At 52.6% G+C, this 20,765-nt stretch carries 21 protein-coding genes; 16 read left to right on the forward strand and 5 right to left on the reverse strand.

What is annotated here, in order from left to right:
* Positions 1-8 precede the first annotated feature (8 nt).
* The 11 genes from A8990_RS04375 (at position 9) to A8990_RS04425 (ending at position 13,255) form a co-directional block, all read left to right on the forward strand.
* Entirely contained in the window at positions 9-2,150 is a 2,142-nt protein-coding gene (locus tag A8990_RS04375) for a peptidoglycan D,D-transpeptidase FtsI family protein (RefSeq protein WP_116187798.1), read from the forward strand.
* A gap of 877 nt (positions 2,151-3,027) precedes the next feature.
* Positions 3,028-3,780, forward strand: coding sequence for a Cof-type HAD-IIB family hydrolase (locus A8990_RS04380; protein ID WP_116187799.1), 753 nt, complete (start codon positions 3,028-3,030; stop codon positions 3,778-3,780).
* Between the two features lie 8 nt (positions 3,781-3,788).
* Positions 3,789-4,265, forward strand: coding sequence for a DUF456 domain-containing protein (locus A8990_RS04385; protein WP_116187800.1), 477 nt, complete (start codon positions 3,789-3,791; stop codon positions 4,263-4,265).
* Positions 4,266-4,292: 27 nt separating this feature from the next.
* Positions 4,293-5,015, forward strand: a complete 723-nt coding sequence (locus A8990_RS04390) for a ThuA domain-containing protein (RefSeq protein ID WP_116187801.1) — start codon at positions 4,293-4,295, stop codon at positions 5,013-5,015.
* A gap of 31 nt (positions 5,016-5,046) precedes the next feature.
* A complete protein-coding gene (locus A8990_RS04395) occupies positions 5,047-6,684 on the forward strand; it encodes a putative polysaccharide biosynthesis protein (protein WP_116187802.1) in 1,638 nt (545 codons plus the stop codon).
* Positions 6,685-6,756: 72 nt separating this feature from the next.
* Positions 6,757-8,421 carry a copper amine oxidase N-terminal domain-containing protein gene (locus A8990_RS04400; RefSeq protein WP_116187803.1) on the forward strand — a complete coding sequence of 555 codons (1,665 nt, stop codon included), beginning with the start codon at positions 6,757-6,759 and terminating at the stop codon, positions 8,419-8,421.
* A 60-nt stretch (positions 8,422-8,481) separates the two neighbouring features.
* Positions 8,482-8,826, forward strand: coding sequence for a thioredoxin family protein (locus A8990_RS04405; protein ID WP_116187804.1), 345 nt, complete (start codon positions 8,482-8,484; stop codon positions 8,824-8,826).
* 152 nt (positions 8,827-8,978) lie between these two features.
* Positions 8,979-9,914 carry a COX15/CtaA family protein gene (locus A8990_RS04410; RefSeq protein ID WP_116187805.1) on the forward strand — a complete coding sequence of 312 codons (936 nt, stop codon included), beginning with the start codon at positions 8,979-8,981 and terminating at the stop codon, positions 9,912-9,914.
* Between the two features lie 3 nt (positions 9,915-9,917).
* On the forward strand, positions 9,918-11,684 hold the full coding sequence (locus A8990_RS04415) for a UbiD family decarboxylase (RefSeq protein ID WP_116187806.1): 1,767 nt from the start codon (positions 9,918-9,920) through the stop codon (positions 11,682-11,684).
* A gap of 56 nt (positions 11,685-11,740) precedes the next feature.
* Positions 11,741-12,445 carry a Cthe_2314 family HEPN domain-containing protein gene (locus tag A8990_RS04420; protein ID WP_116187807.1) on the forward strand — a complete coding sequence of 235 codons (705 nt, stop codon included), beginning with the start codon at positions 11,741-11,743 and terminating at the stop codon, positions 12,443-12,445.
* A 27-nt stretch (positions 12,446-12,472) separates the two neighbouring features.
* On the forward strand, positions 12,473-13,255 hold the full coding sequence (locus A8990_RS04425) for an SDR family oxidoreductase (protein WP_116187844.1): 783 nt from the start codon (positions 12,473-12,475) through the stop codon (positions 13,253-13,255).
* A 116-nt stretch (positions 13,256-13,371) separates the two neighbouring features.
* Here A8990_RS04425 and A8990_RS04430 read toward each other — a convergent pair whose 3' ends face one another.
* Positions 13,372-13,617 (reverse strand): NifU family protein, encoded by a 246-nt coding sequence (locus tag A8990_RS04430; RefSeq protein WP_048744982.1) that lies wholly within the window; start codon positions 13,615-13,617, stop codon positions 13,372-13,374.
* A gap of 89 nt (positions 13,618-13,706) precedes the next feature.
* Between A8990_RS04430 and A8990_RS04435 the strand changes: the two genes are divergently transcribed.
* The gene (locus A8990_RS04435) at positions 13,707-13,979 is read left to right on the forward strand and encodes a YuzB family protein (protein WP_116187808.1); all 273 of its coding nucleotides are present in this window, start codon (positions 13,707-13,709) and stop codon (positions 13,977-13,979) included.
* A gap of 56 nt (positions 13,980-14,035) precedes the next feature.
* Here the strand turns inward: A8990_RS04435 and A8990_RS04440 are convergent, their stop codons facing one another.
* Together A8990_RS04440 and mqnE are read right to left on the reverse strand one after the other, a co-directional pair.
* The gene (locus A8990_RS04440) at positions 14,036-15,103 is read right to left on the reverse strand and encodes an NAD(P)/FAD-dependent oxidoreductase (protein ID WP_116187809.1); all 1,068 of its coding nucleotides are present in this window, start codon (positions 15,101-15,103) and stop codon (positions 14,036-14,038) included.
* Positions 15,104-15,228: 125 nt separating this feature from the next.
* Positions 15,229-16,332, reverse strand: coding sequence for an aminofutalosine synthase MqnE (gene mqnE / locus A8990_RS04445; protein WP_116187810.1), 1,104 nt, complete (start codon positions 16,330-16,332; stop codon positions 15,229-15,231).
* Positions 16,333-16,737: 405 nt separating this feature from the next.
* Between mqnE and trhA the strand changes: the two genes are divergently transcribed.
* Both trhA and erpA read left to right on the forward strand, forming a co-directional pair.
* Positions 16,738-17,382, forward strand: a complete 645-nt coding sequence (gene trhA / locus A8990_RS04450) for a PAQR family membrane homeostasis protein TrhA (protein WP_116187811.1) — start codon at positions 16,738-16,740, stop codon at positions 17,380-17,382.
* Positions 17,383-17,509: 127 nt separating this feature from the next.
* Positions 17,510-17,872 carry an iron-sulfur cluster insertion protein ErpA gene (erpA, locus tag A8990_RS04455; RefSeq protein ID WP_116187812.1) on the forward strand — a complete coding sequence of 121 codons (363 nt, stop codon included), beginning with the start codon at positions 17,510-17,512 and terminating at the stop codon, positions 17,870-17,872.
* 46 nt (positions 17,873-17,918) lie between these two features.
* Here the strand turns inward: erpA and A8990_RS04460 are convergent, their stop codons facing one another.
* On the reverse strand, positions 17,919-18,449 hold the full coding sequence (locus A8990_RS04460) for an ankyrin repeat domain-containing protein (RefSeq protein ID WP_116187813.1): 531 nt from the start codon (positions 18,447-18,449) through the stop codon (positions 17,919-17,921).
* A gap of 110 nt (positions 18,450-18,559) precedes the next feature.
* Between A8990_RS04460 and A8990_RS04465 the strand changes: the two genes are divergently transcribed.
* Complete coding sequence (locus A8990_RS04465) at positions 18,560-18,880, forward strand: HIT domain-containing protein (protein ID WP_116187814.1); 321 nt, start codon at positions 18,560-18,562, stop codon at positions 18,878-18,880.
* Positions 18,881-18,970: 90 nt separating this feature from the next.
* Here A8990_RS04465 and A8990_RS04470 read toward each other — a convergent pair whose 3' ends face one another.
* On the reverse strand, positions 18,971-19,918 hold the full coding sequence (locus tag A8990_RS04470; RefSeq protein ID WP_116187815.1) for an aldo/keto reductase: 948 nt from the start codon (positions 19,916-19,918) through the stop codon (positions 18,971-18,973).
* Positions 19,919-20,044: 126 nt separating this feature from the next.
* Between A8990_RS04470 and A8990_RS04475 the strand changes: the two genes are divergently transcribed.
* Positions 20,045-20,572, forward strand: coding sequence for an accessory gene regulator B family protein (locus A8990_RS04475; protein WP_116187816.1), 528 nt, complete (start codon positions 20,045-20,047; stop codon positions 20,570-20,572).
* Positions 20,573-20,765: the final 193 nt, after the last annotated feature.

Below are 20,765 nucleotides of genomic sequence, written 5' to 3' on the forward strand. Positions count from 1 at the left end.
GATTTACCGTGGTACAGCAAGACGATCCGCAGAAGCGGGAAATAACGAACCGGCGAAATTTTTCGTTCCGGCTCAACCTGTTCTTTTTTGTTACTTTTTTTGTGTTTAGCGTCCTTATCGTCCGTTTAGCCATTCTGCAGTTCGTAGAGGGCCCGTCCCTTCGGGAAGAGGAGGAGAAGCGGGGCTCGACGAATGTGCTTATCCCGCCAATTCGGGGCAATATTTATGATTCCGCCGGCAAAGCGATTGCTTACTCGACTTCGACGCAGTCGCTCTATTACAGCATTGAACCGGGAACGAAGAAAGAGGATTCCATCGAGACGGCAAGACAGCTTTATTATGTATTTCAGCAGTATGGCAATCCGGATGCGTCCATTTCGCTGGAGACGATCGTCAAGAATATGGACCTCGATTACAAGAAGAATACCGTATCGGTTCCGCGTCGGATCAAGAGCGGACTCTCCGAGAAGGAAATCGCGTATTTCATGGAGAATCGCGACCACTACAAAGGGATCGACATTGTGGAAGAGAGCATTCGTCACTATGACGATAGTAAGACGGCCGTCCAGCTGGTCGGTTACTTGAAGAAGTACGGCGGCGGTGCTGAGAACAATCTATACAAGGATCGCGGGAAGACTGATGATCCGCGGCTTAAATATTTGCAGACTGAAGATGTCGGCTTTGACGGTCTCGAGTACATCTACCAAGACATTCTTCGCGGCAAGAACGGCTTGAAGACTTACCCGGTGAACGCGGCAAGCCGCATCATCGGTCCGCCTGTCATCACGAAGCCGGAGAAGGGCGACAACATTTACTTGACCATCAATCGCGACGTACAGGAAGCGACCGAGCAGGCGATTATGGACCAGCTCCATTTCCTGCAGACGACGCCTGACCGCGAGCGGCATCGGGATAATGCGAAGACCGGCTACGCTGTAGCGATGGAGGTCAAGACGGGCAAAATTATCGCGATGGCGAGTATGCCCGACTACGATCCGAACATCTGGGAAGGCGGCAAAATCAGCAGCGACGACTACGACACCATTAGCAGCGTGCTGCAGAACGGTACGATCAGTCCGGTTATCGGACCGTATAAGGATCCGAAGGAACAGCGCAAGCATCCTTCATCCGTCGTGTTCCTAGGTTCCACGCAGAAGCCGCTGTCGATCCTGGTCGGTCTGAACGAGAAGCTGTTCACGACGAGCAGCACATACACCGATACCGGCTCGTTCTACTACGGTAAAGGCGCGTCGCGCAGACGGATCGGTAACTCGAAAGGGCATGCATACGGCACGCTGGATCCAGCATCTGCGATTGCCCATTCCTCCAACCCGTTCATGTCCAAAATGGTCGGGGATGCGCTGTACCGCAAAGATCCGGAGAACGGAGTCGATATCTGGGACAGCTATGTCAAGCAGTTCGGTCTTGGTGTTAGTACCGAGAGCGGCCTGCTTAATGAGAGCAAGGGCGTAATCGGTTACTTCCACGAGCGCGAAGCCGCGTCTTCACAGTCCGCGCTCATTCTGGCTTCCTTCGGCCAGATGGGACGCTATACAACGATGCAGCTGGCACAATACGCTGCTACGCTGGCGAGCCACGGCAAGCGGATGAAGCCGCAATTCGTGAAGGAGATTCGCGATGCGGACGGCAAGGTTGTGCAGACGTTCCAGCCGGAAGTGCTGAACACGATTAATTTTCCGGATGCGTATTGGAAAGAGATCGAGACGGGCATGCTCAACGTAAGTGTCACGGAGTTCAATAACGCGCCATATAAAGTGCTGCGCAAAACAGGTACGTCGCAGCAGCAAGTAAGCGGCGCTCTCGTAGAGAACGCGGTGTTTATCGCTTCCGCGCCTGCAGAGGACCCTGTTATCTCGGTAGCGGTCGTTGTTCCGGAGGGCGGCTTCGGTGCCTACGGCGCGGCTCCTATTGCGCGTAAAATGTTCGACGCGTATAACGACTACATCGGCTTCCACGGTGTGCCGCAGAAGCCGAAGACTCCGGTAACACCGCCTGCGAACGGTGCGGGGACTGGAACAGGCGCAGGTACGCCGGTTACGCCGCCTGTCGGTACCGGTACGACGAATACGAATACGGCGAATGCCAATGCGAATGCGAACACGAACACCGGCAAGGCAAAAACTCAATAGGACAAGTGTGGTCCATGGACCTCTCGTTGGAAAAGCAGTGACTTCGGTCACTGCTTTTTTGTGCTGCGCAGCTTCGAGCCTGTCGTATCGGAGCTGTAGTGGTGCTTGAGAGAGCAAATACGCTCTCTCAGCACCAAGAAACAGCAGAAAATGCATGCTCAGAGAGCAAATACGCTCTCTCGGAAGTGGAAACCGCCGAAATTGCGGCATCTTGACCGCTGAGAGTGCCAAATAAGCACTCTCAGCACCAAGAAACAGCGAAAATGCATGCTGAGAGAGCAAATACGCTCTCTCAGGGGGTAAAACCGCCGAAATTGGAGTCGGATTGCTGCTGAGAGAGCAAATATGCTTTCTCAGCTCCAGAAACAGCAGAAAATGCATGCTGAGAGAGCAAATACGCTCTCTCAGAGTGAAGTCCCAGCCCCAGCCCCAGCTCCAGCCCCAGCCCCAGCGCCACAGAGAGCAAATACGCTCTCTCAGAATCAGGAAGCCGCGTGCCTCCCCCCAAGCATTATTTTCACACATCATGTCCCAAAGTTGCACAGTGGAAACACTGTTGCATACGATAAACCAAGGCTAAGACAGCGTGTCATCTGCTGCACCAGGGAGGGATTAACGATGCGACGCCACAAGAAGCACGCCGCGCTCCGCCGGCTGCTGTATGCCATTCTTTTTCTGACGGGAACGATCATAGGCGTGTAAGCAGCGAAGGCAAGATGCTACACAAATTGCACAAGATTGAGTAGCGCGCATCCGCGTTTCTCTCACTATAATTAGAAGCGTACATGCCCGTCAGTTTGGATTCTCCCCGTAATGTGCTAAAATGAACGCTAGCTGGACTTGCAGCAAAGGTTACTTGTTAGGATAGGAGGCCATCATGGGATCGATCAAACTGGTAGCGCTTGATATGGACGGAACGCTGCTGAACGACAGGCAGGAGATTAGCAGCGAGAATGCGATGTGGATCCGCAAAGCACTGGATGCAGGCGTCATCGTCTGCTTCGCCACAGGACGCGGCTTTCAGAGCGCGGCGCCTTATGCGGAGCAGCTGAAGCTCGACACGCCGATGATTACAGTGAACGGCGGCGAAATTTGGCATCGTCCGCATGCGCTGCACAAACGTACGCTGATGTCGCCTGTCATGATGAAGCGGCTTCATGAGCTCGCGCTCTCGTATCCGGAATGCTGGTACTGGGCATACACGACGATGGATATTTTCAACAAAGAGAAATGGATAGAGCCCGCTTCCGATTACGACGCGCATCATTGGCTCAAATTCGGTTATTACACCGAGAACACCGAGATGCGTGACGCGATTTTGAAGGAGACAGCTTCCTGGGGCGGGCTTGAAATTACAAATTCATCGCCGTGGAACTTGGAGATGAATCCGGAAGGCGTGTCCAAAGCATCGGCAATCCACGAGCTGTGCTCGCTGCTTAACATCGACATGTCGCAGGTTGCCGCCATGGGCGACAGCTTGAACGACATTGCGATGATTCGCGAGGCAGGGCTTGGCGTGGCGATGGGCAATGCGCAAGATGAAGTGAAAGCAGCGGCAGACGTCGTAACCGTCACCAACGAGGAGCATGCCGTTATGCATCTGATTCGGGACTATGTGCTGAAAGGATGAGTGCATGAATGGAGATTGCGGGCTGGATTATCGTCGTCATCCTGTTTATCGTAGGCATGGGGGGCGCTATTTTTCCGATATTGCCGGGCGCGCTCGCTATTTATGCCGCTTTCTTCGTTTACGGTTTTTTTATTTCGTTCAGCCCGTTCGGCGTTTGGTTCTGGATCATCCAGACGCTCATCGTCGCGGTGCTGTTCCTCGCCGACTATGCGGTTAACGCTTGGGGCGTCAAGAAATTCGGCGGTTCACGGGCATCGATAATCGGCAGCACCATCGGTATCATGATCGGACCGTTCGTCATTCCGGCTTTTGGTTTGATTCTTGGACCGCTCCTTGGCGCCATTATCGGCGAGTTGTTCGTTGGCTCAAAGCTGGACGATGCGCTCAAGGCAGGCTTCGGGGCCGTAGTTGGCTTATTCACCAGCACGGTTGTGAAGTTTGTGCTTCAAGCGGCTATGATCATTCTTTTCTTTATTTGGATTTAACACTATTTTATCGGGAGGCAGTACAAAATGATTAAAGTAACAGTATGGAACGAGTTCCAGCACGAGAAAAGCAACGCTGAAGTTATCGCGGTTTATCCGAACGGTATCCACGAAGCAATCAAAGCGGGCATCGGAACAGACGGCTTCGAAGTTGGCACAGCGACTCTTGATCAGCCTGAACATGGTCTTACTGAAGAAGTGCTTGCGAATACAGACGTTCTGATCTGGTGGGGCCACATGGCACATGACAAGGTAGAAGATGAAATCGTTGAGCGTGTACATAAGCGCGTTATGAACGGCATGGGTCTTATCGTTCTTCACTCCGGTCATTTCTCCAAAATCTTCAAGAAGCTCATGGGAACAGGCTGCGACCTGAAATGGCGCGAAGCGAACGAGAGAGAGCGTATCTGGACCGTGAATCCGGCTCACCCGATTGCAGCCGGCATTCCGGAGTACTTCAACATCGAGCGCGAAGAAATGTACGGCGAGCACTTCGACATTCCGGCACCGGACGAGCTTATCTTCATCAGCTGGTTCGAAGGCGGCGAAGTATTCCGCAGCGGCTGCACATGGCACCGCGGTCAAGGCAAAGTGTTCTACTTCCGCCCAGGCCACGAGACATTCCCGACGTACCACAACGAAACGGTTCTTCAAGTCATTAAGAACGGTATCCGCTGGGCAGCTCCATCGGGCGCAGCAACGCCGGTTCGCGGTCACCACCAGCCGCTTGAGGAAATCAAAGCGAAGTAATATCGCGAGGCAGGGAGATTAGATAGGCATCATGGTAAAAAAAGACTCCTTGATTAAAGGCACGATCATTCTTGCAGCGGCGGCGCTGGTTGCCCGGTTTCTCGGGATTTTCCAGCGCATCCCGCTGGATTATATGACGGACAGTCACGGCGGCGGTTATTTTACCGTCGCTAATAATATTTATTTAATGCTTCTTATTGTAGCGACAGGCGGCATCCCGAGTGCGATCAGCAAAATGGTGTCCGAGCGCTATGCGCAAGGCCGTCCGGATGAGGCGAAGCGGATTTACAAGGCAGCGCTGATCTTCGGTTCCGTAACCGGCGTGCTCATTACGGTGCTCCTGCTCGTATTCGCTCCGTTCTATGCGACGCATGTCGCCGAGAAGCCGGGCGCTGATCTGGCTGTGCGGGCAATTGCGCCGGCGCTCTTGTTCTTCCCGATCATTGCGATGATGAGAGGCTACTTCCAAGGCCGGCAGTTGATGGCGGCAGGGGGCATCTCCCAGATCGTCGAGCAAATTCTCCGCGTGATTACCGCGGTCGGACTTGCTTACATCGTGCTGGCATGGGGCTGGGGACAGCGCTGGATTGCGGCTGCTGCCACGTTCGGCAGCGTATTCGGCAGCTTGGGCGCTTTCGCCGTCATGCTGTCGTACGCACGAAAGCTGCGCCGGCAGGATGCGCTGGACCGGTCGGCTGCTGACCGAACAGCAACGTCCGAGAAACGTTCCGTGCTATCGTTCAAAGCGATCTACAGAGAGCTGTTCAAAATTTCCGTTCCGATCGTAATTACTTCGATGACGGTGCAATTTATTTATTTCTTCGATACGTCATTCTTTATTAAGCTGACGCATGGGTATTACAACGCCGCAGATGCAGACCAAATGCTGGACTGGCTCGGCGTCAAAGCGCAGGCGCTGGCAGGCATTCCGCCTATCTTGGCGATCGCGCTAAGCCAATCGATGATTCCGGTTATTTCGGCCGCATACTCGGTTCGAAACATGAAGGAAGTCGAGCGCCAAGCTTCGCTCGTCATGCGCATCGTCGTATTCACAGGCGTACCGGCTTCGCTCATCATGACGGTCGCAGCTACTTCAATTACCGGTATGTTATTCGCGAACACGGGCGGTAGCCTTGCGGTTGCAGCACTGACGGCCGGGACGATTTTCCAAATTACGATGATGACGAGCAATACCATCCTGACGAGCATGAACAAGCCAACGATGCCAATGCGCCATGCGCTGATCGGGATTGTGGTGAAGGTTGTGACGAGTCTTGCGCTAGCGCCGCTGTTCGGTGTGTACGGCTTGATTTTGTCATCGACCATCTGCTTCATGACGATCGCTTCGCTTAACTTCCGGATGATCCGCAAGGAAATTACGCTCTCGATTCTCGGCACACGCTGGATCGGTTATGCGCTGACGATTGCGATCTCCTCGGGGCTAGGCTACCTCGTCGATTATGCATGCAGACACTACGTTACAGGCATTCCGGCCAAAGTGACGTTTGCCTTATCGTGTATCCTCACAGGGGGCGTGTCGCTCGGACTGTACGTCGCGCTGCTCATTCTGCTTCGCGTCATTACGGCTGCCGATGCAGCGCAATTCCCGGGACCGCTTCGCAAGCTGCTGAAACCGCTGATGCGAGTGGCTTCAAGGCAAACTAGCTAAATCTACCAAATTTATCCTCTTCGTGATAGAATAGACCACAAGTCGAATCTATCATGGAGAGGTGTTTTTATTTTGACTGATAAAAGATTTCGTTCAGCGAAGTGGATCGGGCTCCTCGTCTTAGCGCTTGTCCTGATCGTAACAGCAGGCTGTCAAGCACTGGGCGGCGTTGATTTCAATGCAATGCTCAAGCAGACGCTTAAGGTGACATCATATGAGAGCAACCAGAAGCTTGAAATGAAGCTGCTTGTGAACAATGATTCCTTGGCGGAGCTGCCGAAAGAAGAACAAGAACTATTCAACTTAATTTCTAATATCTCCGTACAGCTGGATAATACGAAGACGTCGAAGAACGGAGAGTTGTCGGCGGAAGGAAAGCTGTCGCTTGGCGAGAAGACGATCGGCTTCAAGCTTGCAATGGATCAGAAGCTCGTCTCGCTTAATCTGGACGGGGCGAAGAAGCCAATCGTTATTCATCTGCCGCAGCCGGAAGCAGGCGCAGCAGGTGCAGCAAGTACAACTGCCGCGTCTCAAGAGAGCTTGACCGAGACAGGTATGAAGATGCTTGATTCGATCAGCGGGTTCACAATCGATAATCTACCAAATCCAACGCATCTCTCTGTCGATGCTGGGCAGGATACAATTAACGGCGAATCCGTAATCGGGATGAAGATCCATGCCGAGCTGACGGGTACAGAGCTGCTGGACTGGATGAAGTCCTATATCGACGCGCTGCTGAAGGATCAAGAAGGTATGAAGTCGATGATTACCGGCGTGTACGAGGCGTTAGCGAGCCAAGCGGATGCGCTGCAATCATCGGGAGCGGCTGCAGAAGTCGAGAGCATCTTCGGTTCGCTGCCGGAGGAAGATGAATCGGCTAATCAGATTGACCAAGCGATTGCTGAGATAACAGACATGCTCACACAGGCAAGCGAAGAACTGAAGACGACGGACCCAGAGGATCAGAAAGTTGTTGATGGGATCTTCACCAAAGACACCTACGTGAAAGGTGACGTCTTCGTCGACAGCAAGCTTGATATCCGCAAATCGGTCATCGAAGCATCGATTAAGCCGGATCTGACTGCACTCGACGAAATGACTGCTGCTGATCAGGCAGCTGGTTCTGACGATGAAGATGCAATAAATGTCATTCAAGCTGATCGTTCGGACATCCCTTTTGAAGGCGTATGGTTCCGGATGACGACAGAGCGCTGGAACGTGAACGGTGACGTTGTACCGGTCAAGCCGGAAGCGCCAGCTGGAGCGTTCGATATGGATCAGGCGGGCAATATGCAGGGCTACGATGTGCTTCGCCAATTCGAGCCGAATTCGGTCGTCTATGGACTGCTCCACAACCAATTGCATATTAGTAAGCAAGCGGTAAGCTTGGATCTGAATTATAGTCGTCCGGCACCGATTCTGACGCCGGCAGGTGTGACGCTCGTTCCGATGCGTGCCGTAGCGGAGTCGCTTGGCGCGAAAATATCGAAGGATGCAAGCGGCAAGCTGCATGTCATTGACCCCGCGACGAACGGGGATATCGTTCTGAAGGTCGGCAGCAGCAGTGTGGTTGTGAACGGGAAGACGGAGAAATGGAGCTTCCCGCCAACGGTCGTGAACGGTACGACGTATGTGCCGGCGAGACCTTTCATAGCTGCATTGAAGGGCAGCCTAAGCTGGGAGAAGAGCTATTTCGGCGATGGGAATATGATTGTCATTACGCGCGAGCCCGTATAAGCTTGCAATCGTATCGTTTCGTATAGGTTTCAAGGTTTTGAAAGGAGAAGGAATATTGCGATGAATATAATTACGACAGATGAAGCGTTTCGCGAGGCGGTCGCAGGAGAAGGCGTTACGGTTGCGATCTTCAAAACAACGTGGTGCAAGGACTGCCACTACATTGAGCCGTTCATGCCAGAGATCGAAACGAATTACGCGGGCCGCATCCAGTTCGTCCAGATCGACCGCGATGATCTGCCCGATCTGTGCAGTGAGCTGAACATTCTCGGCATTCCAAGCTTCATCGCCTTCAAGCAAGGCCGCGAGCTGATCCGGTTTGTGAGCAAGCTCCGCAAGACGAGAGAAGAGATCGAGCAGTTCCTGGATCGCGCCATTCAAGTGGGAGAAGCGCTGCCAGGCTAATGCTTATAACGAATGGGGAAGCCCGCAAACGGCTGCAACATAGCCGCTTGCGGGCTTTCCGCCGCTTCATGTAAGGTTCACAAGTTGAACATGGTATTTGCAATATCAGTTCGTTATAATTGGAGATGATTCTTCTCGGAAGTTAGGTGATTATGTTGAATTATAGCCGATATCGCGTGCTTGTGACTGCAACTTGCATCGGCATGCTGCTCGTTCTGCTGGCTGGCGCGCTCGTGACCAAGACCGAATCAGGGAATGGCTGCGGCACGGATTGGCCGCTCTGCAACGGTAAATTTATTCCTGCTTATACACTCCAATCGATGATCGAATACAGCCATCGGTTCATTACCGGCATCGTCGGACTGCTTGTATTGGCGGCCTTCATTGCGACGCTAATGCTGTACCGTTCGCACAAAGAACCGGTCTTTTACGCTTCAGCAACTGGTTTCTTCACCGTGCTCCAAGCGGTGCTCGGTGCATTAGCCGTTAAGTATCCGACTTCACCTGCTGTTATGGCGCTTCATTTCGGCTTCTCGATTATGGCGTTCGCTTTTACGCTGCTGCTTGTGATGTGGACAAGAAGACTGAGGGATGGCCAGCCCATCATGGACAAGACTGCCCAGGGAATTCCGGCATCTGTGTATGTGTTCGCTCTCTCCATTCTTGTATACAGCTACATCGTCATTTATATTGGCGCGTATGTTCGTCACACCGTATCATCCGGCGGATGCATCGGCTGGCCGCTCTGTAATGGGGATCTAATTCCGACGATGGAAGGGGCGACGCGAATCGTCTTCATTCACCGCGTGGCTGCTGCAATCCTGTGGCTGTTGATCCTGCTGTTCTTCATCCATGTGAATCGTGTGCTCAAAGGCGAGGCGCATGTGAATATGCGGAAAACAGCGCTTATCGTGTTCATTCTTGTGTGCTGCCAGGTGCTGAGCGGTGCGCTGCTGACATGGACGCTCCGCAATAACGATTGGTTTATTTTTACGAGCATTTTGCACAACTTAATCATATCCGGCTTGTTCGGCATCCTATGCGATTTCATGATCCGAGCTTGGAAAAACGCGCGAAGGGCGGTTTAAGGCATGAGCTTCACAGATTTGCGCGGATTGATCGAGACGCTTCGGCGTGAAGGCGATCTTGCAGTTATTGATACTCCGGTTGATCCCTATTTGGAATTAGCCGAGATACATAGACGGGTTATCGATCAGGAAGGACCGGCGCTTCTGTTCACGAACGTGAAAGGAAGCCCGTTCCCCGTCGTGACGAACCTGTTCGGAACGATCAGAAGGGTTGACCTCGCATTCGGACCGCGTCCGGAGGCGTTCATGAAGCAAGTGGTCGGCGCGATGGACAAGCTGCTCCCGCCGACACCGAAGGCGCTCTGGGGGGAGCGTTCGCTCATCTGGGATGCGTTAAAAGTAGGTCTCAAAGAAGTACCGGCGTCCTCGGCACCGGTACTTGGCGTTTGCAGAGCAGAGCGCCCGCTGGAAGGGCTTCCGGCCGTAACGAGCTGGCAGCTGGACGGCGGACCTTTCATTACGCTCCCGCTTGTATATACGGAGCATCCGGAGCACCGCAAGCAGCATAACCTCGGCATGTATCGGATGCAGATTTTCGATCATTCGACAACAGGCATGCACTGGCAGATTCATAAAGGCGGCGGCTTCCACTATCACGAAGCGGAGAAGCGTAATGAAGCACTGCCCGTGTCCGTCTTCTTGGGCGGACCGCCGGCACTGATCGCTTCGGCGATTGCGCCCGTACCGGAGCATCTGCCGGAGCTGCTGCTCGCTTCGCTTATCACAGGCGGCAAGCTGCAGGTCGTGCAAGATCCGCGCGGCAGCCACCGGATTCCGGCGCAAGCCGAGTTCGTCTTGAGCGGCAGCGTAGCGCCACATGTACGACGTCCGGAAGGACCGTTCGGCGACCACTACGGCTACTATTCGTGGACGCATGACTTCCCCGTGTTCAACGTGAGCCATATGTGGCATCGCAAGGATGCGATCTACCCGGCGACGATCGTGGGCAAGCCTCGACAAGAGGATTACTACCTCGGCGACTTCCTGCAGCGTCTGCTCTCGCCGGCATTCCCAATGGCGATGCCTGGCGTGAAGGATCTGTGGACGTACGCGGAGACAGGCTTCCACGCACTGGCGGCTGCTGTTGTCCGCGAGAGCTATTCGCGTGAAGCGCTCGGAACGGCGTTCCGTATTCTCGGCGAAGGTCAGCTCACGTTGACCAAATATTTGATGATTACCGATCAACCGGTTGATCTGGCGAACTTCCCGCAGCTGATGGAGACGGTGCTGGAACGATTCAGACCCGATACGGATTTGTTTGTATTCGATAAGACATCTCATGATACACTGGATTATACGGGCGGCAAGCTGAACCACGGCAGTAAAGCCGTCATGCTTGGCGTTGGCGAGCCTGTGCGCGAGCTTCCGGCCGTGTACGAAGAGGGACTGATCGACGAGATTACCGGCATCAAGCCTTACTGCCGCGGCTGTCTTGTCGTATCCGGTGCAGCTTATGCGGATGAGCCGGAACTGCCGGTACGCCTCTTAAAGCGATTGCGCGAGAAGGGCACACGTTGGCCGCTCGTTATTTTGGCTGATGATGCCGAGATTGCAAACGCGCAGACGCCGTTCCTGTGGACGGTCTTTACCCGCTTTAACCCTGCAGACGATATCTATGCAGAGACAGCGCTTAAGCGCCATCACGTCGGCTATGAGCTACCGCTCGTCATCGATGCGCGGATGAAGCCGGGCTACCCGGATGAGCTGATCCCGCGCGAGGACATCGTGGAGCTCGTCGACAGCAAGTGGAAGACCTATTTTCAAGCGTAAACATCTCTAGCCATCACGAGGACATCATGCAGACATGACATCAGGAGGAATCGGACATGCTCAGAGTACTGTTTGGCGAACCGCCGCGTAAGACAGAGGGTAAGCTGCTTGAAGCGATGCAGGCGATGGAACGGTATGCGGAGCTGCTGAATAAGCAGATCGAGCAGGGGCGTGATCAGGATCATAAGCTGCGCAAGTACGAGATTTACACGCTCGGATTGATCGCGTCGCTCGATGAGCTCGAGGAAAGCCATTATGCGGCCAGCCATTACGCGGCCTTGATCAAGTCGGCGACGATTGAAGCGATGTCGCCTGAGGAACGGCTGAACTATAAACGCTACGTCTATTTCGACAAAAATACGTTCATTCGTCTGTTCTCCTTGCTCGATAAGCTTGGTACACTGATGAATGAGTATTTGGGACTGAAGACCGAGCGCGTGAAGCCTCATTTCTCATACTTCACTGTGCTTCGCAACATGCTGCATCGCAATCTGTATCCGGAGCTGAACTTGCCGCTGCAGGAGATGAAGGAGCAGAACAAGCCGTCGATGAATCGACTTCGCAAACGGCGCAACACGGAGATTCATTACATGAATTCCGAAATGCAGGACGATCTGCAGCAAAGTCATCAGGCATACTCCGAGCAGCATCAGCTCGAGAATATCGCGCTGCAGGTCGAGGATATGAAGCAAATGATGGACCTCGTGCTGGACACACTTAAGCTGACCTTTCATCATGCTTATCGCCAGATGAGAAAGTGATTGTTCTTAGGGGGAAAGCCTATGGAGCTGAAAGGCAAGACTGCACTAGTGACAGGCAGTGCGAAAGGGCTTGGCAAAATGACAGCGCAAACGCTCGCTCAGATGGGGTGCGACATTGTGCTGAATTATAAGTCGAGCGAGCAGGAGGCTCTTCAGCTCGCCTCGGAGATTGAACTGCAATACGGCGTCCGGGCAACCGCCATAGGCGCCGATATTGCCGTGCAGAGCGACGTGACGCGGCTTGCGGAGCAGGCGCTTGCATGGTCGCAAAACGGCAGCATTGAGATTCTTATCAACAATGCGGGGCCGTTCATCCGCGAGAGGCGGCTGTTCGCCGATTATACGGCGGACGAGATTATTGGACTCGTGAACGGCAATTTACTTGGCGTCATGCTGTTAGACCACCATCTGCTCCCTGGCATGCGGAAGCAGCAGTGGGGAAGAATTATTCACTTCGGCTTCGGCCACGCCGGAGAAGGGCGTGCCTGGCCGCAGAGGGCCGTCTATGCGAGCGCCAAGACCGGGCTTGTCTCGTTCACGAAGACGCTGGCGGTCGAAGAGGCGGGCAATGGCATTACGGTACATATGGTATGCCCAGGCGACATCCGCGGCGTGAATAAGGAACGGACGATCGCCGAGGTCGCCGGCGAGCTGGATGATGAATCGCCTCGCGGACGGCCAGGCAGCGGCGAGGACATCGCACGCGTCATCGCGTTCTTATGCTTGCCGCAGTCGGATTATCTCACAGGCAATATCGTTGACGTGACGGGTGGATTCGATCCGATCAAGACGTCCATCAAGTCCAGATAAACTCTATCTAAACTCTATCTAAACTCTAGTTCAAATCCAGTCAAACAACAAAAGAGTCTTGCCTCCCGCTGCATTGCAGCTTGGAAGGCAAGACTCTTTATTGTAAATCAGGATGATTAGAATACTTGCATAACCTCTTGTACGCCTTCGACTTCCTCAAGCAGTGCACGTTCGATACCTGCTTTAAGCGTAATCGTCGAGCTTGGGCAGCTTCCGCAAGCACCCATCAAACGAAGCTTAACGATGCCGTCCTCTACATCTACGAGTTCAACGTCGCCGCCATCGCGTTGCAAGAACGGGCGAAGCTTATCAAGTACGTCGAGCACCTCGTCGTACATTGTGCTTTGTGCATTTTCACTCATTGCAATCCACTCCTTTCTCCCCTATTATAGTACAAAGTGAATCAAATGAAAATGGATATCAACCAAGTAGGGCTAGGTGAAATATAAAGATGTTAAAACCAATGATAGAATTTTGTGCAAGCAATATGCATCACGGTACAGATCGACTAATGAAGAAGCTGGAGGCGAATCCAGATTTCGACGTCATCGAGTATGGCTGCTTAGGCAACTGCGGTGAATGCTATATGGTGCCATTCGGAATGGTCGACGGCATGATCATTGCTGCTGATACTGTAGATGAACTGGAAGAAGCAATTATGAAGGCCATTGAGAAACAAAAGGCGGAACGTGAAGCGCTCGATCGGCTCATTGACGATATGTAAAGCATGCCGCCGCAGCGGCTGAAGAGCCGGGTCTTCACGAACACATACTTCTTAGTTTAGCCAAAATGACGCTTCGACATCCAGAGCACGCCGCTCTTCATAACACGCGGGATGCGGCCCATCATCGGCGTTTTGCCCATGAGGCCGAAGCCGGACTTCTTGCCGAGCGAGCCGAGCACGCCTTTGAGCTTGATTTTGCCGAGCTTAGGCGTCTTGTCTGCCCAGATTGCGCGCATCACTTCAGCAACCTGCTCGCCTTGGCCTTCCGCAGCTTGTGCGCTTGGCGAGAATGGAAGGGAAGCACAGTCACCGACGATGAATACTTCGTTGTAATCAGGCAGTTGGTGATACTCGTTGATGATCAGACGGCCTTGGTTATCCTTCGGCAGATTCATGCGCTGTACGAGCGGTACTGGCTGAATGCCGGCTGTCCATACCGTAACATCCGACAGAATCGGCACTGAGTTGTTCAGATCGTACAGTGCGCCTTCCTCGAGCTTATGCAGCGAAACATGCCCGCGCATTTCCACTTCATGCTCGATAAACCACGAAGATACAAATTCCTGCAGCTTGCCAGGGAACGCGGACAGGATGCTTGGACCGCGGTCAATAATCCGAATGTTCAAATCCGGACGGCTCTCACGCAGCTCGGAAGCAACCTCAACGCCGCTAAGACCGCCGCCAACGATGTTTACTTGACCGTATGGCTTCACATCGTTAAGCGCCAGATACGTTCTGCGCGAGGAGGAGAAGGTTTGAATGCTGTGCGAGTACAATTCTGCGCCGTCGATGCCATGGTACTTATCCGTGCAGCCAAGTGCTACAACGAGCCACTCGTAATCAAGCGGATCTTGGCCAGCCATCTGTACTTGCTTCGCATCCAAGTCCACATCGGTTACTTCGCCGTACATGATGATGAGACGCGGATCGGATGGGAACGCAACGCGCAGCTCAACATCGGCGCTTGTTCCCGCAACGAGTGCATAGTACTCGGTCTTTAAACCTTGATAAGGCATACGGTCAATCAGTACAACGACTGTATCGTCAGGCAGTTCGCCCTCAAGCAGTTTGTGAGCAACAGTCAATCCTCCGTAACCGCCGCCCAAAATGACAAAACGTTTCATCGAAAATCCCAACTTTCTCTGTGTGCAGTAAGTTCTACGCTGCTTCTAAATTAAAAGTAGTATATGCCGGAGTGACCTCGACCATCAGTGCTTGTCCGGGCCGAGGCCATGGCAATACCTGCTTCTTATTCGTAAACTTTAACTTCGTTGTAAAATGTATCGCGCTCTACCGGAATACGGCCAGCACCTTTAATGAGCCAGATCAGATCCTCACGCGTGATGCCTTCTGGCGTAAGCGCGCCAGCTGCATGGCTGATCCGCTCTTTCACCATCGTACCGTGAACGTCGGAAGCGCCCATTGTAAGCGATACTTGGGTTAGCTGCGTGCCGATGTTGATGAAGTAAGCCTTAATGTGCTTGATATTATCAAGCATCAGACGGCTGATCGCGATTGCCTTCAAGTCATCGAACGCTGAGTTGCGGCGGCGAATGCTTGCTTTCGGGCTGATCGGCTGCATGGACAGCGGGATGAACACTTGGAAGCCGTTCGTCTCATCCTGCAGCTCACGGATTTGGAGCATGTGATCGATGCGGTCTTCTTTCTTCTCGACCGAGCCGTACAGCATTGTCGTATGCGTGCGCAGGCCGAGGTTATGCGCTGTGCGGTGCACTTCCAAGTATTGCGAGACGTCGGCTTTATCCACCTTCATCTTCTTGCGGTACTCGTCCGACAAAATTTCAGCGCCGCCGCCAGTGAGCGATACCAAGCCAACCTTCATCAGCTCTTGAATCACTTCGCCGTAGCTTAGGCCGCTGATGCGGGAGAAGAAGTCGATCTCAGCAGCTGTGTAAGCTTTGAGAGCCACCTGCGGGAAACGTTCATGCAACGCTTTGAGCGAATCCACGTAGTACTGGAATGGCACATGCGGGTTATGTCCGCCAACAATGTGGAACTCGCGCACGTCTGGGTGAATATGCTGCTCTACATAGGCGATCATTTCTTCGCCGCTCAGCGTATACGAGCCTTCCTGGCCTTGATCCTTGCGGAAGTTACAGAATGCGCAATGCGCCTCACAGACGTTGGTGAAGTAAAGGCTCATATTCTCGATAAAATACACTTTACGTCCGTTTTTCTGTAGGTTTACTTCATTAGCAAGCTGTCCGATCGTAAGCAGATCGTCAGTCTGATACAGAAACACACCGTCTTCGCGGTTCAAGCGCTCACCTGCGCGAACTTTCTCGACGATGGACTGCATTTGTTTTGCTTCTGTCGGTATTGCAATATTCATAACGGCTTCCTCCTAGTCCGCCGGGCACGCACTTAGGCCATGCTGAAGGGATGAGCGGCATCATTAAACGAATGAGCTGTTCATCCTGGAGCAATGGTCTTCGTACAAAACGAATCCGCCCGCATATGCATGGTTGGCGAAGACGTCTAGTTTCACGTCCGGTGTATGATTTTAAAGTGAATAAATTGAAATAAAACAACATTGTGAAAAAAATTACTTGCGCCGACCCTAAGAATCCAATTGACAATGACACACTTATTATAAACCTCATTATGAAGAGCGGCAACTATTAAGTCATGCCAACGTACCATGTCATTGGAAAGAGACCGGACTTAAGTCGGTTGGCATAACGAGAAAATACGTGGTACGCTAATTCAAAATGTCGAATGAAAAGAGGTTCATGAGATGGCAAACACCCATACATATTCACGCCGGGAAGAAGTAGCGAACGCCATTACGCACGGGCTTGGCGCGGCATTAAGTATCGCAGCGCTCGTGCTTCTTATTGTTTTTGCAGCGCTTAAAGGGAATGCTGAACATGTCGTCAGTTTCACGATTTACGGCTCGATGATGCTGCTGCTTTACGTCTCTTCAACGCTTGTACACAGCTTCCCGGAGGGGAAAGCGAAGAAGTTTTTTGAAATCATGGATCATTCCTGCATTTACCTGTTTATTGCGGGGACGTATACGCCAATCGTGCTTCATATGGTACAAGGAGCGGCAGGGTGGACGTTATTCGGCATCGTATGGGGACTCGCCTTGTGCGGCGTCGTATTCAAAATGTTCTACGCGTCCAAGTTTCTGTTTACGTCTACCTTATTGTACGTACTTATGGGCTGGATTATCGTATTTGCATGGGGACCGCTTCGTGATCATTTTGCTCCTGCCGGTCTTCATTTGCTGATCGGTGGCGGCGTGCTGTATACCGTAGGGACCATCTTCTATGTATGGCGCAGCTTTAAGTACCACCACGCTGTATGGCATATGTTCGTGCTCGGAGGTTCGGTTCTCCATTTCTTCGCCATTTTGCTGTACGTGCTGCCGCAATAAAGGGAATGCCACAATACCCGGGTTGTCCGTGTATTGAGTCCTCTTGCGAAGTGGAGTATAATTAACTTACGAATGTAAAGTGAGTCGCGCTCATGCAGCGTGTTAATATGCCCAGGGAGGGATTGCAATGATTACAATCAGCGATACAGCCAATGATAAAATAAAAGAAATGCTCGAAGCAGAGGAAGCACCGGATTTGTTCTTGCGCGTCGGCGTGAAAGAGGGCGGTTGCAGCGGCTTCTCGTACGGCATGGGCTTTGACGATGAAGTTGCAGATACGGACAAAGAGATGGAATTCAATGGCCTTAAAGTTGTCGTGGATAACGACAGCATCAAGTACCTGAACGGACTTATTATCGACTACAAAGAGTCCGCGATGGGCGGCGGTTTCACCATCGAGAACCCGAACGCTAGCGCCACTTGCGGCTGCGGCTCAAGCTTCCGTACAGCTACGGATGCAGGCAAGCCGAGCGCTGCTGGCGAGTGCTAATATACAGAATGAAAGCCCTGACCGTTACTCGGTTCAGGGCTTTTTTCTATTCAATCGTCGCGCCGTTGCTGCGGAGAAGCTCGGCTACCTTATCGTTCCCTTGCTCGACTGCGAGAGCCAATGCCGTTACGCCGCCTTCGATCTTGGCGTTCACCTCGGCTCCATGCTCAATCAGCAGGCTGATGAGTTCAAGGTTATCGTCATGGAATGCGGCGGTGTGCAAGCAAGTATGGCTGTTGCTATCAAATATCGTTGTCTGCGCTTGATGAGACAGAAGCAGTCTGATGACATCGAGGTTGCGCTCACCCGCGATCGCTGCATGCAATGCTGTGTTCGAAGGGATGTAAGAGAGCTTGGAATGCGATACGGCGTTCGGATTTGCGCCATGATTCAGCAGCACCTGTACGGCGCTTGTGTTTCCAAAATGCGCAGCATAACCGAGCGGCGTGAGCCCGTCCTCATTCTCTGCGTTCGCAAGATCCGGATAAGCATCCAAAATCTCGGTAAGCTGCTCAGCATCACCCGACTGCGCTGCTTGGAATACGGAATCAATTCGTTGTTTGAGCGTAAGCTCCATGTTTGGGCAAACCTCCATTTCGATTTTGATAACTCTTCCCATAGTTTTCGAAATGAAAGTTCGTTTTTCCTGCATATATATAAACGAAATGAAATGGAGGCGGTAGTGAAATGAAAGCGAACTGCGTTTTCTGCAAAATTATCGACAGACAACTTCCTGCAAAAGTCGAATTTGAGGATGAACACGTTATCGTATTTCACTGTAAAGACCCGAGTGCCCCTGTTCATTTGCTCGCTGTCCCGAAGAAGCACATTCCAACCTTAATGAAGCTAGAAGAAGCGGACCTGCCAGTTATGTCTCACATCCATAAGATTGCACAGATGATGTACCGTCAATTGAAGCTTGAGGGAATGAGCATGAATGTAAACTGCGAGGAAAAAGGCGGGCAGGACGTGTTTCACGTCCATTACCATATCAAGGGCTGGACATAATGAAAGTCGAATTAAACGGAGCCAACAATAAAAGGGCTGCAGAAGAGTGAACGATAGCTTCATCGTTCGAACTCTTCGCAGCCTTTTATCTTATTCCGCAGCAGCGATGGCGCGGATTTCTCCGAGCGTTGCTTCGTCGAGCGTAACATCGATGGCCGGAAGCACGCCGAGAATATGGCTCGGCTTCCTCACGCCGACGATCGCGCTCGTAAGCGCAGGATGCGCGAGATCGTACGCAATGGCAAGCTGCGGCAGCGTAATGTCGTAACGTGCAGCGACCAGCTTCAGCTTCTCCGCCTTGTCGACATTACTGCGCAAGCCTTCGCCCGTGTGTGCTTTGTTGCGAGAGCGCCAGTCATCCGGTCCGAAAGTTGTCTCGTATGTATAGTTGCCGGACAGTAATCCGGATGTGAGAGGGCTATAGGCAACGACGCCAATGCCGTTCGCTTGGCAGAACGGAAGCAGCTCTTTCTCCGCGGCAGGGCGCAGAATCGAATATGGCGGCTGCAGCGAGTCGACATGTCTTACAGTGAGCGATTGCTGGAGCTGCTCGACGTTGTAATTGCTCACGCCGACATAACGCACTTTGCCGTCTTGGACGAGCTTATCCATCGCGCGCATCGTCTCTTCAGCAGGCACTTCCGTATCCGGCCAATGCATCTGATACAGGTCGATATAGTCAGTGCCGAGACGCCTCAGCGACGCTTCTGCTTCGCGGAGGACGGATTCGTATGGTCCGGTGCGTGTGATGGCGCCATTCTCATCCCAGACCAGGCCGCACTTCGTGGCGATGACGACACGGTCCCGGTCGCCTCGCAGCGCTTGGCCGAGCACTTCTTCTGAATGACCCAGCCCATAGACGGCAGCCGTGTCATAGAACGTGATGCCTGCATCGAGTGCTGCGCGAACGCTCTCCGACGACATGTCGTCGTCCTGACTGCCCCAAGCGCTTGCCCAGCCTGCGCCTCCGATGGCCCAAGATCCGAAGCCAATGACGGAGATTTCAGGGCCGTTTTTGCCCAATTTACGGTATTTCATTCGGTGGAATCCTCCTTATACTGGCATTCACGTTTTATTATAATCAGGATGCTGCAGCCCAAACAACTTTGGTATACTATGAAATAAAAGCTAGATTTCGAGAGAAAAATAGAAAGGGTCGAGGAGATGCTTCAGAGAGCAGCCACAGCATTGCATGCCAGAATCAAGGAGAGCGGGGCGAAGGCGCCGTCTGTTCCCGTGATCGTATATGCACTCGAGATTGTATTGAATACAGTTTCCATTAGCTTGCTTGTACTAATTGTTGGCCTGTTGTCTGGAGAGATGCTCCGTACGGCAGAGCTGCTCGTGATATTTGCCCTCCTCCGGTTTATTTCAGGCGGCTACCATCTGCCTTCGAATGCGTACTGCATCGTTGTATCGACGATCGTACTGGCGACTCTTCCGCATATCAATCTGCCTGAGTCGGTCATGTTCGGCTTGACGGGGGCATCCTCGCTCATGATGATTATTTTTGCCCCGGCAAACTATGACCAGTATGCACGTATTTCACCGAAGCATTACCCTCTCATGAAGCTGCTTGCCTGCATCATCGTTGCATCGAACCTGCTGCTTCAATCGGACATGCTCGCGCTTGCTTTTACCGTTCAGGCCATACTGCTGCTAATCAAGAACAAGTCTGGTTCTGGGGCATAAGCTTAACTGAAGACTACAGTAATGAATTGATAGAGCCTTGCTGCACAGATACGAGAGACGTATCGGTCAGTCGGTCAGCAGGGCTTTTTTGTTCTGCTGTTGTGCTGCTTTCGTGCTGCTTTCGTGCTGCTTTCGTGCTGCTTTCGTGCTCCCAGCTGCATATTGCCCGGGCAATATCGTTCTATCGTTCTAT

This window comes from Paenibacillus taihuensis (genome assembly GCF_003386535.1).
Lineage (GTDB): Bacteria > Bacillota > Bacilli > Paenibacillales > Paenibacillaceae > Paenibacillus_Z > Paenibacillus_Z taihuensis.

What these genes read in the sequence shown, in the direction of transcription:
- A8990_RS04395 (WP_116187802.1), top strand. Translation starts at nt 5,047, where the DNA reads ATGGTAAAAAAAGACTCCTTGATTAAAGGCACGATCATTCTTGCAGCG.
- A8990_RS04430 (WP_048744982.1), bottom strand. Translation starts at nt 13,617, where the DNA reads ATGAGTGAAAATGCACAAAGCACAATGTACGACGAGGTGCTCGACGTA.
- A8990_RS04435 (WP_116187808.1), top strand. Translation starts at nt 13,707, where the DNA reads ATGTTAAAACCAATGATAGAATTTTGTGCAAGCAATATGCATCACGGT.
- erpA (WP_116187812.1), top strand. Translation starts at nt 17,510, where the DNA reads ATGATTACAATCAGCGATACAGCCAATGATAAAATAAAAGAAATGCTC.
- mqnE (WP_116187810.1), bottom strand. Translation starts at nt 16,332, where the DNA reads ATGAATATTGCAATACCGACAGAAGCAAAACAAATGCAGTCCATCGTC.
- A8990_RS04460 (WP_116187813.1), bottom strand. Translation starts at nt 18,449, where the DNA reads ATGGAGCTTACGCTCAAACAACGAATTGATTCCGTATTCCAAGCAGCG.
- A8990_RS04390 (WP_116187801.1), top strand. Translation starts at nt 4,293, where the DNA reads ATGATTAAAGTAACAGTATGGAACGAGTTCCAGCACGAGAAAAGCAAC.
- A8990_RS04475 (WP_116187816.1), top strand. Translation starts at nt 20,045, where the DNA reads ATGCTTCAGAGAGCAGCCACAGCATTGCATGCCAGAATCAAGGAGAGC.
- A8990_RS04440 (WP_116187809.1), bottom strand. Translation starts at nt 15,103, where the DNA reads ATGAAACGTTTTGTCATTTTGGGCGGCGGTTACGGAGGATTGACTGTT.
- trhA (WP_116187811.1), top strand. Translation starts at nt 16,738, where the DNA reads ATGGCAAACACCCATACATATTCACGCCGGGAAGAAGTAGCGAACGCC.
- A8990_RS04380 (WP_116187799.1), top strand. Translation starts at nt 3,028, where the DNA reads ATGGGATCGATCAAACTGGTAGCGCTTGATATGGACGGAACGCTGCTG.
- A8990_RS04385 (WP_116187800.1), top strand. Translation starts at nt 3,789, where the DNA reads ATGGAGATTGCGGGCTGGATTATCGTCGTCATCCTGTTTATCGTAGGC.
- A8990_RS04415 (WP_116187806.1), top strand. Translation starts at nt 9,918, where the DNA reads ATGAGCTTCACAGATTTGCGCGGATTGATCGAGACGCTTCGGCGTGAA.
- A8990_RS04465 (WP_116187814.1), top strand. Translation starts at nt 18,560, where the DNA reads ATGAAAGCGAACTGCGTTTTCTGCAAAATTATCGACAGACAACTTCCT.
- A8990_RS04420 (WP_116187807.1), top strand. Translation starts at nt 11,741, where the DNA reads ATGCTCAGAGTACTGTTTGGCGAACCGCCGCGTAAGACAGAGGGTAAG.
- A8990_RS04410 (WP_116187805.1), top strand. Translation starts at nt 8,979, where the DNA reads ATGTTGAATTATAGCCGATATCGCGTGCTTGTGACTGCAACTTGCATC.
- A8990_RS04405 (WP_116187804.1), top strand. Translation starts at nt 8,482, where the DNA reads ATGAATATAATTACGACAGATGAAGCGTTTCGCGAGGCGGTCGCAGGA.
- A8990_RS04470 (WP_116187815.1), bottom strand. Translation starts at nt 19,918, where the DNA reads ATGAAATACCGTAAATTGGGCAAAAACGGCCCTGAAATCTCCGTCATT.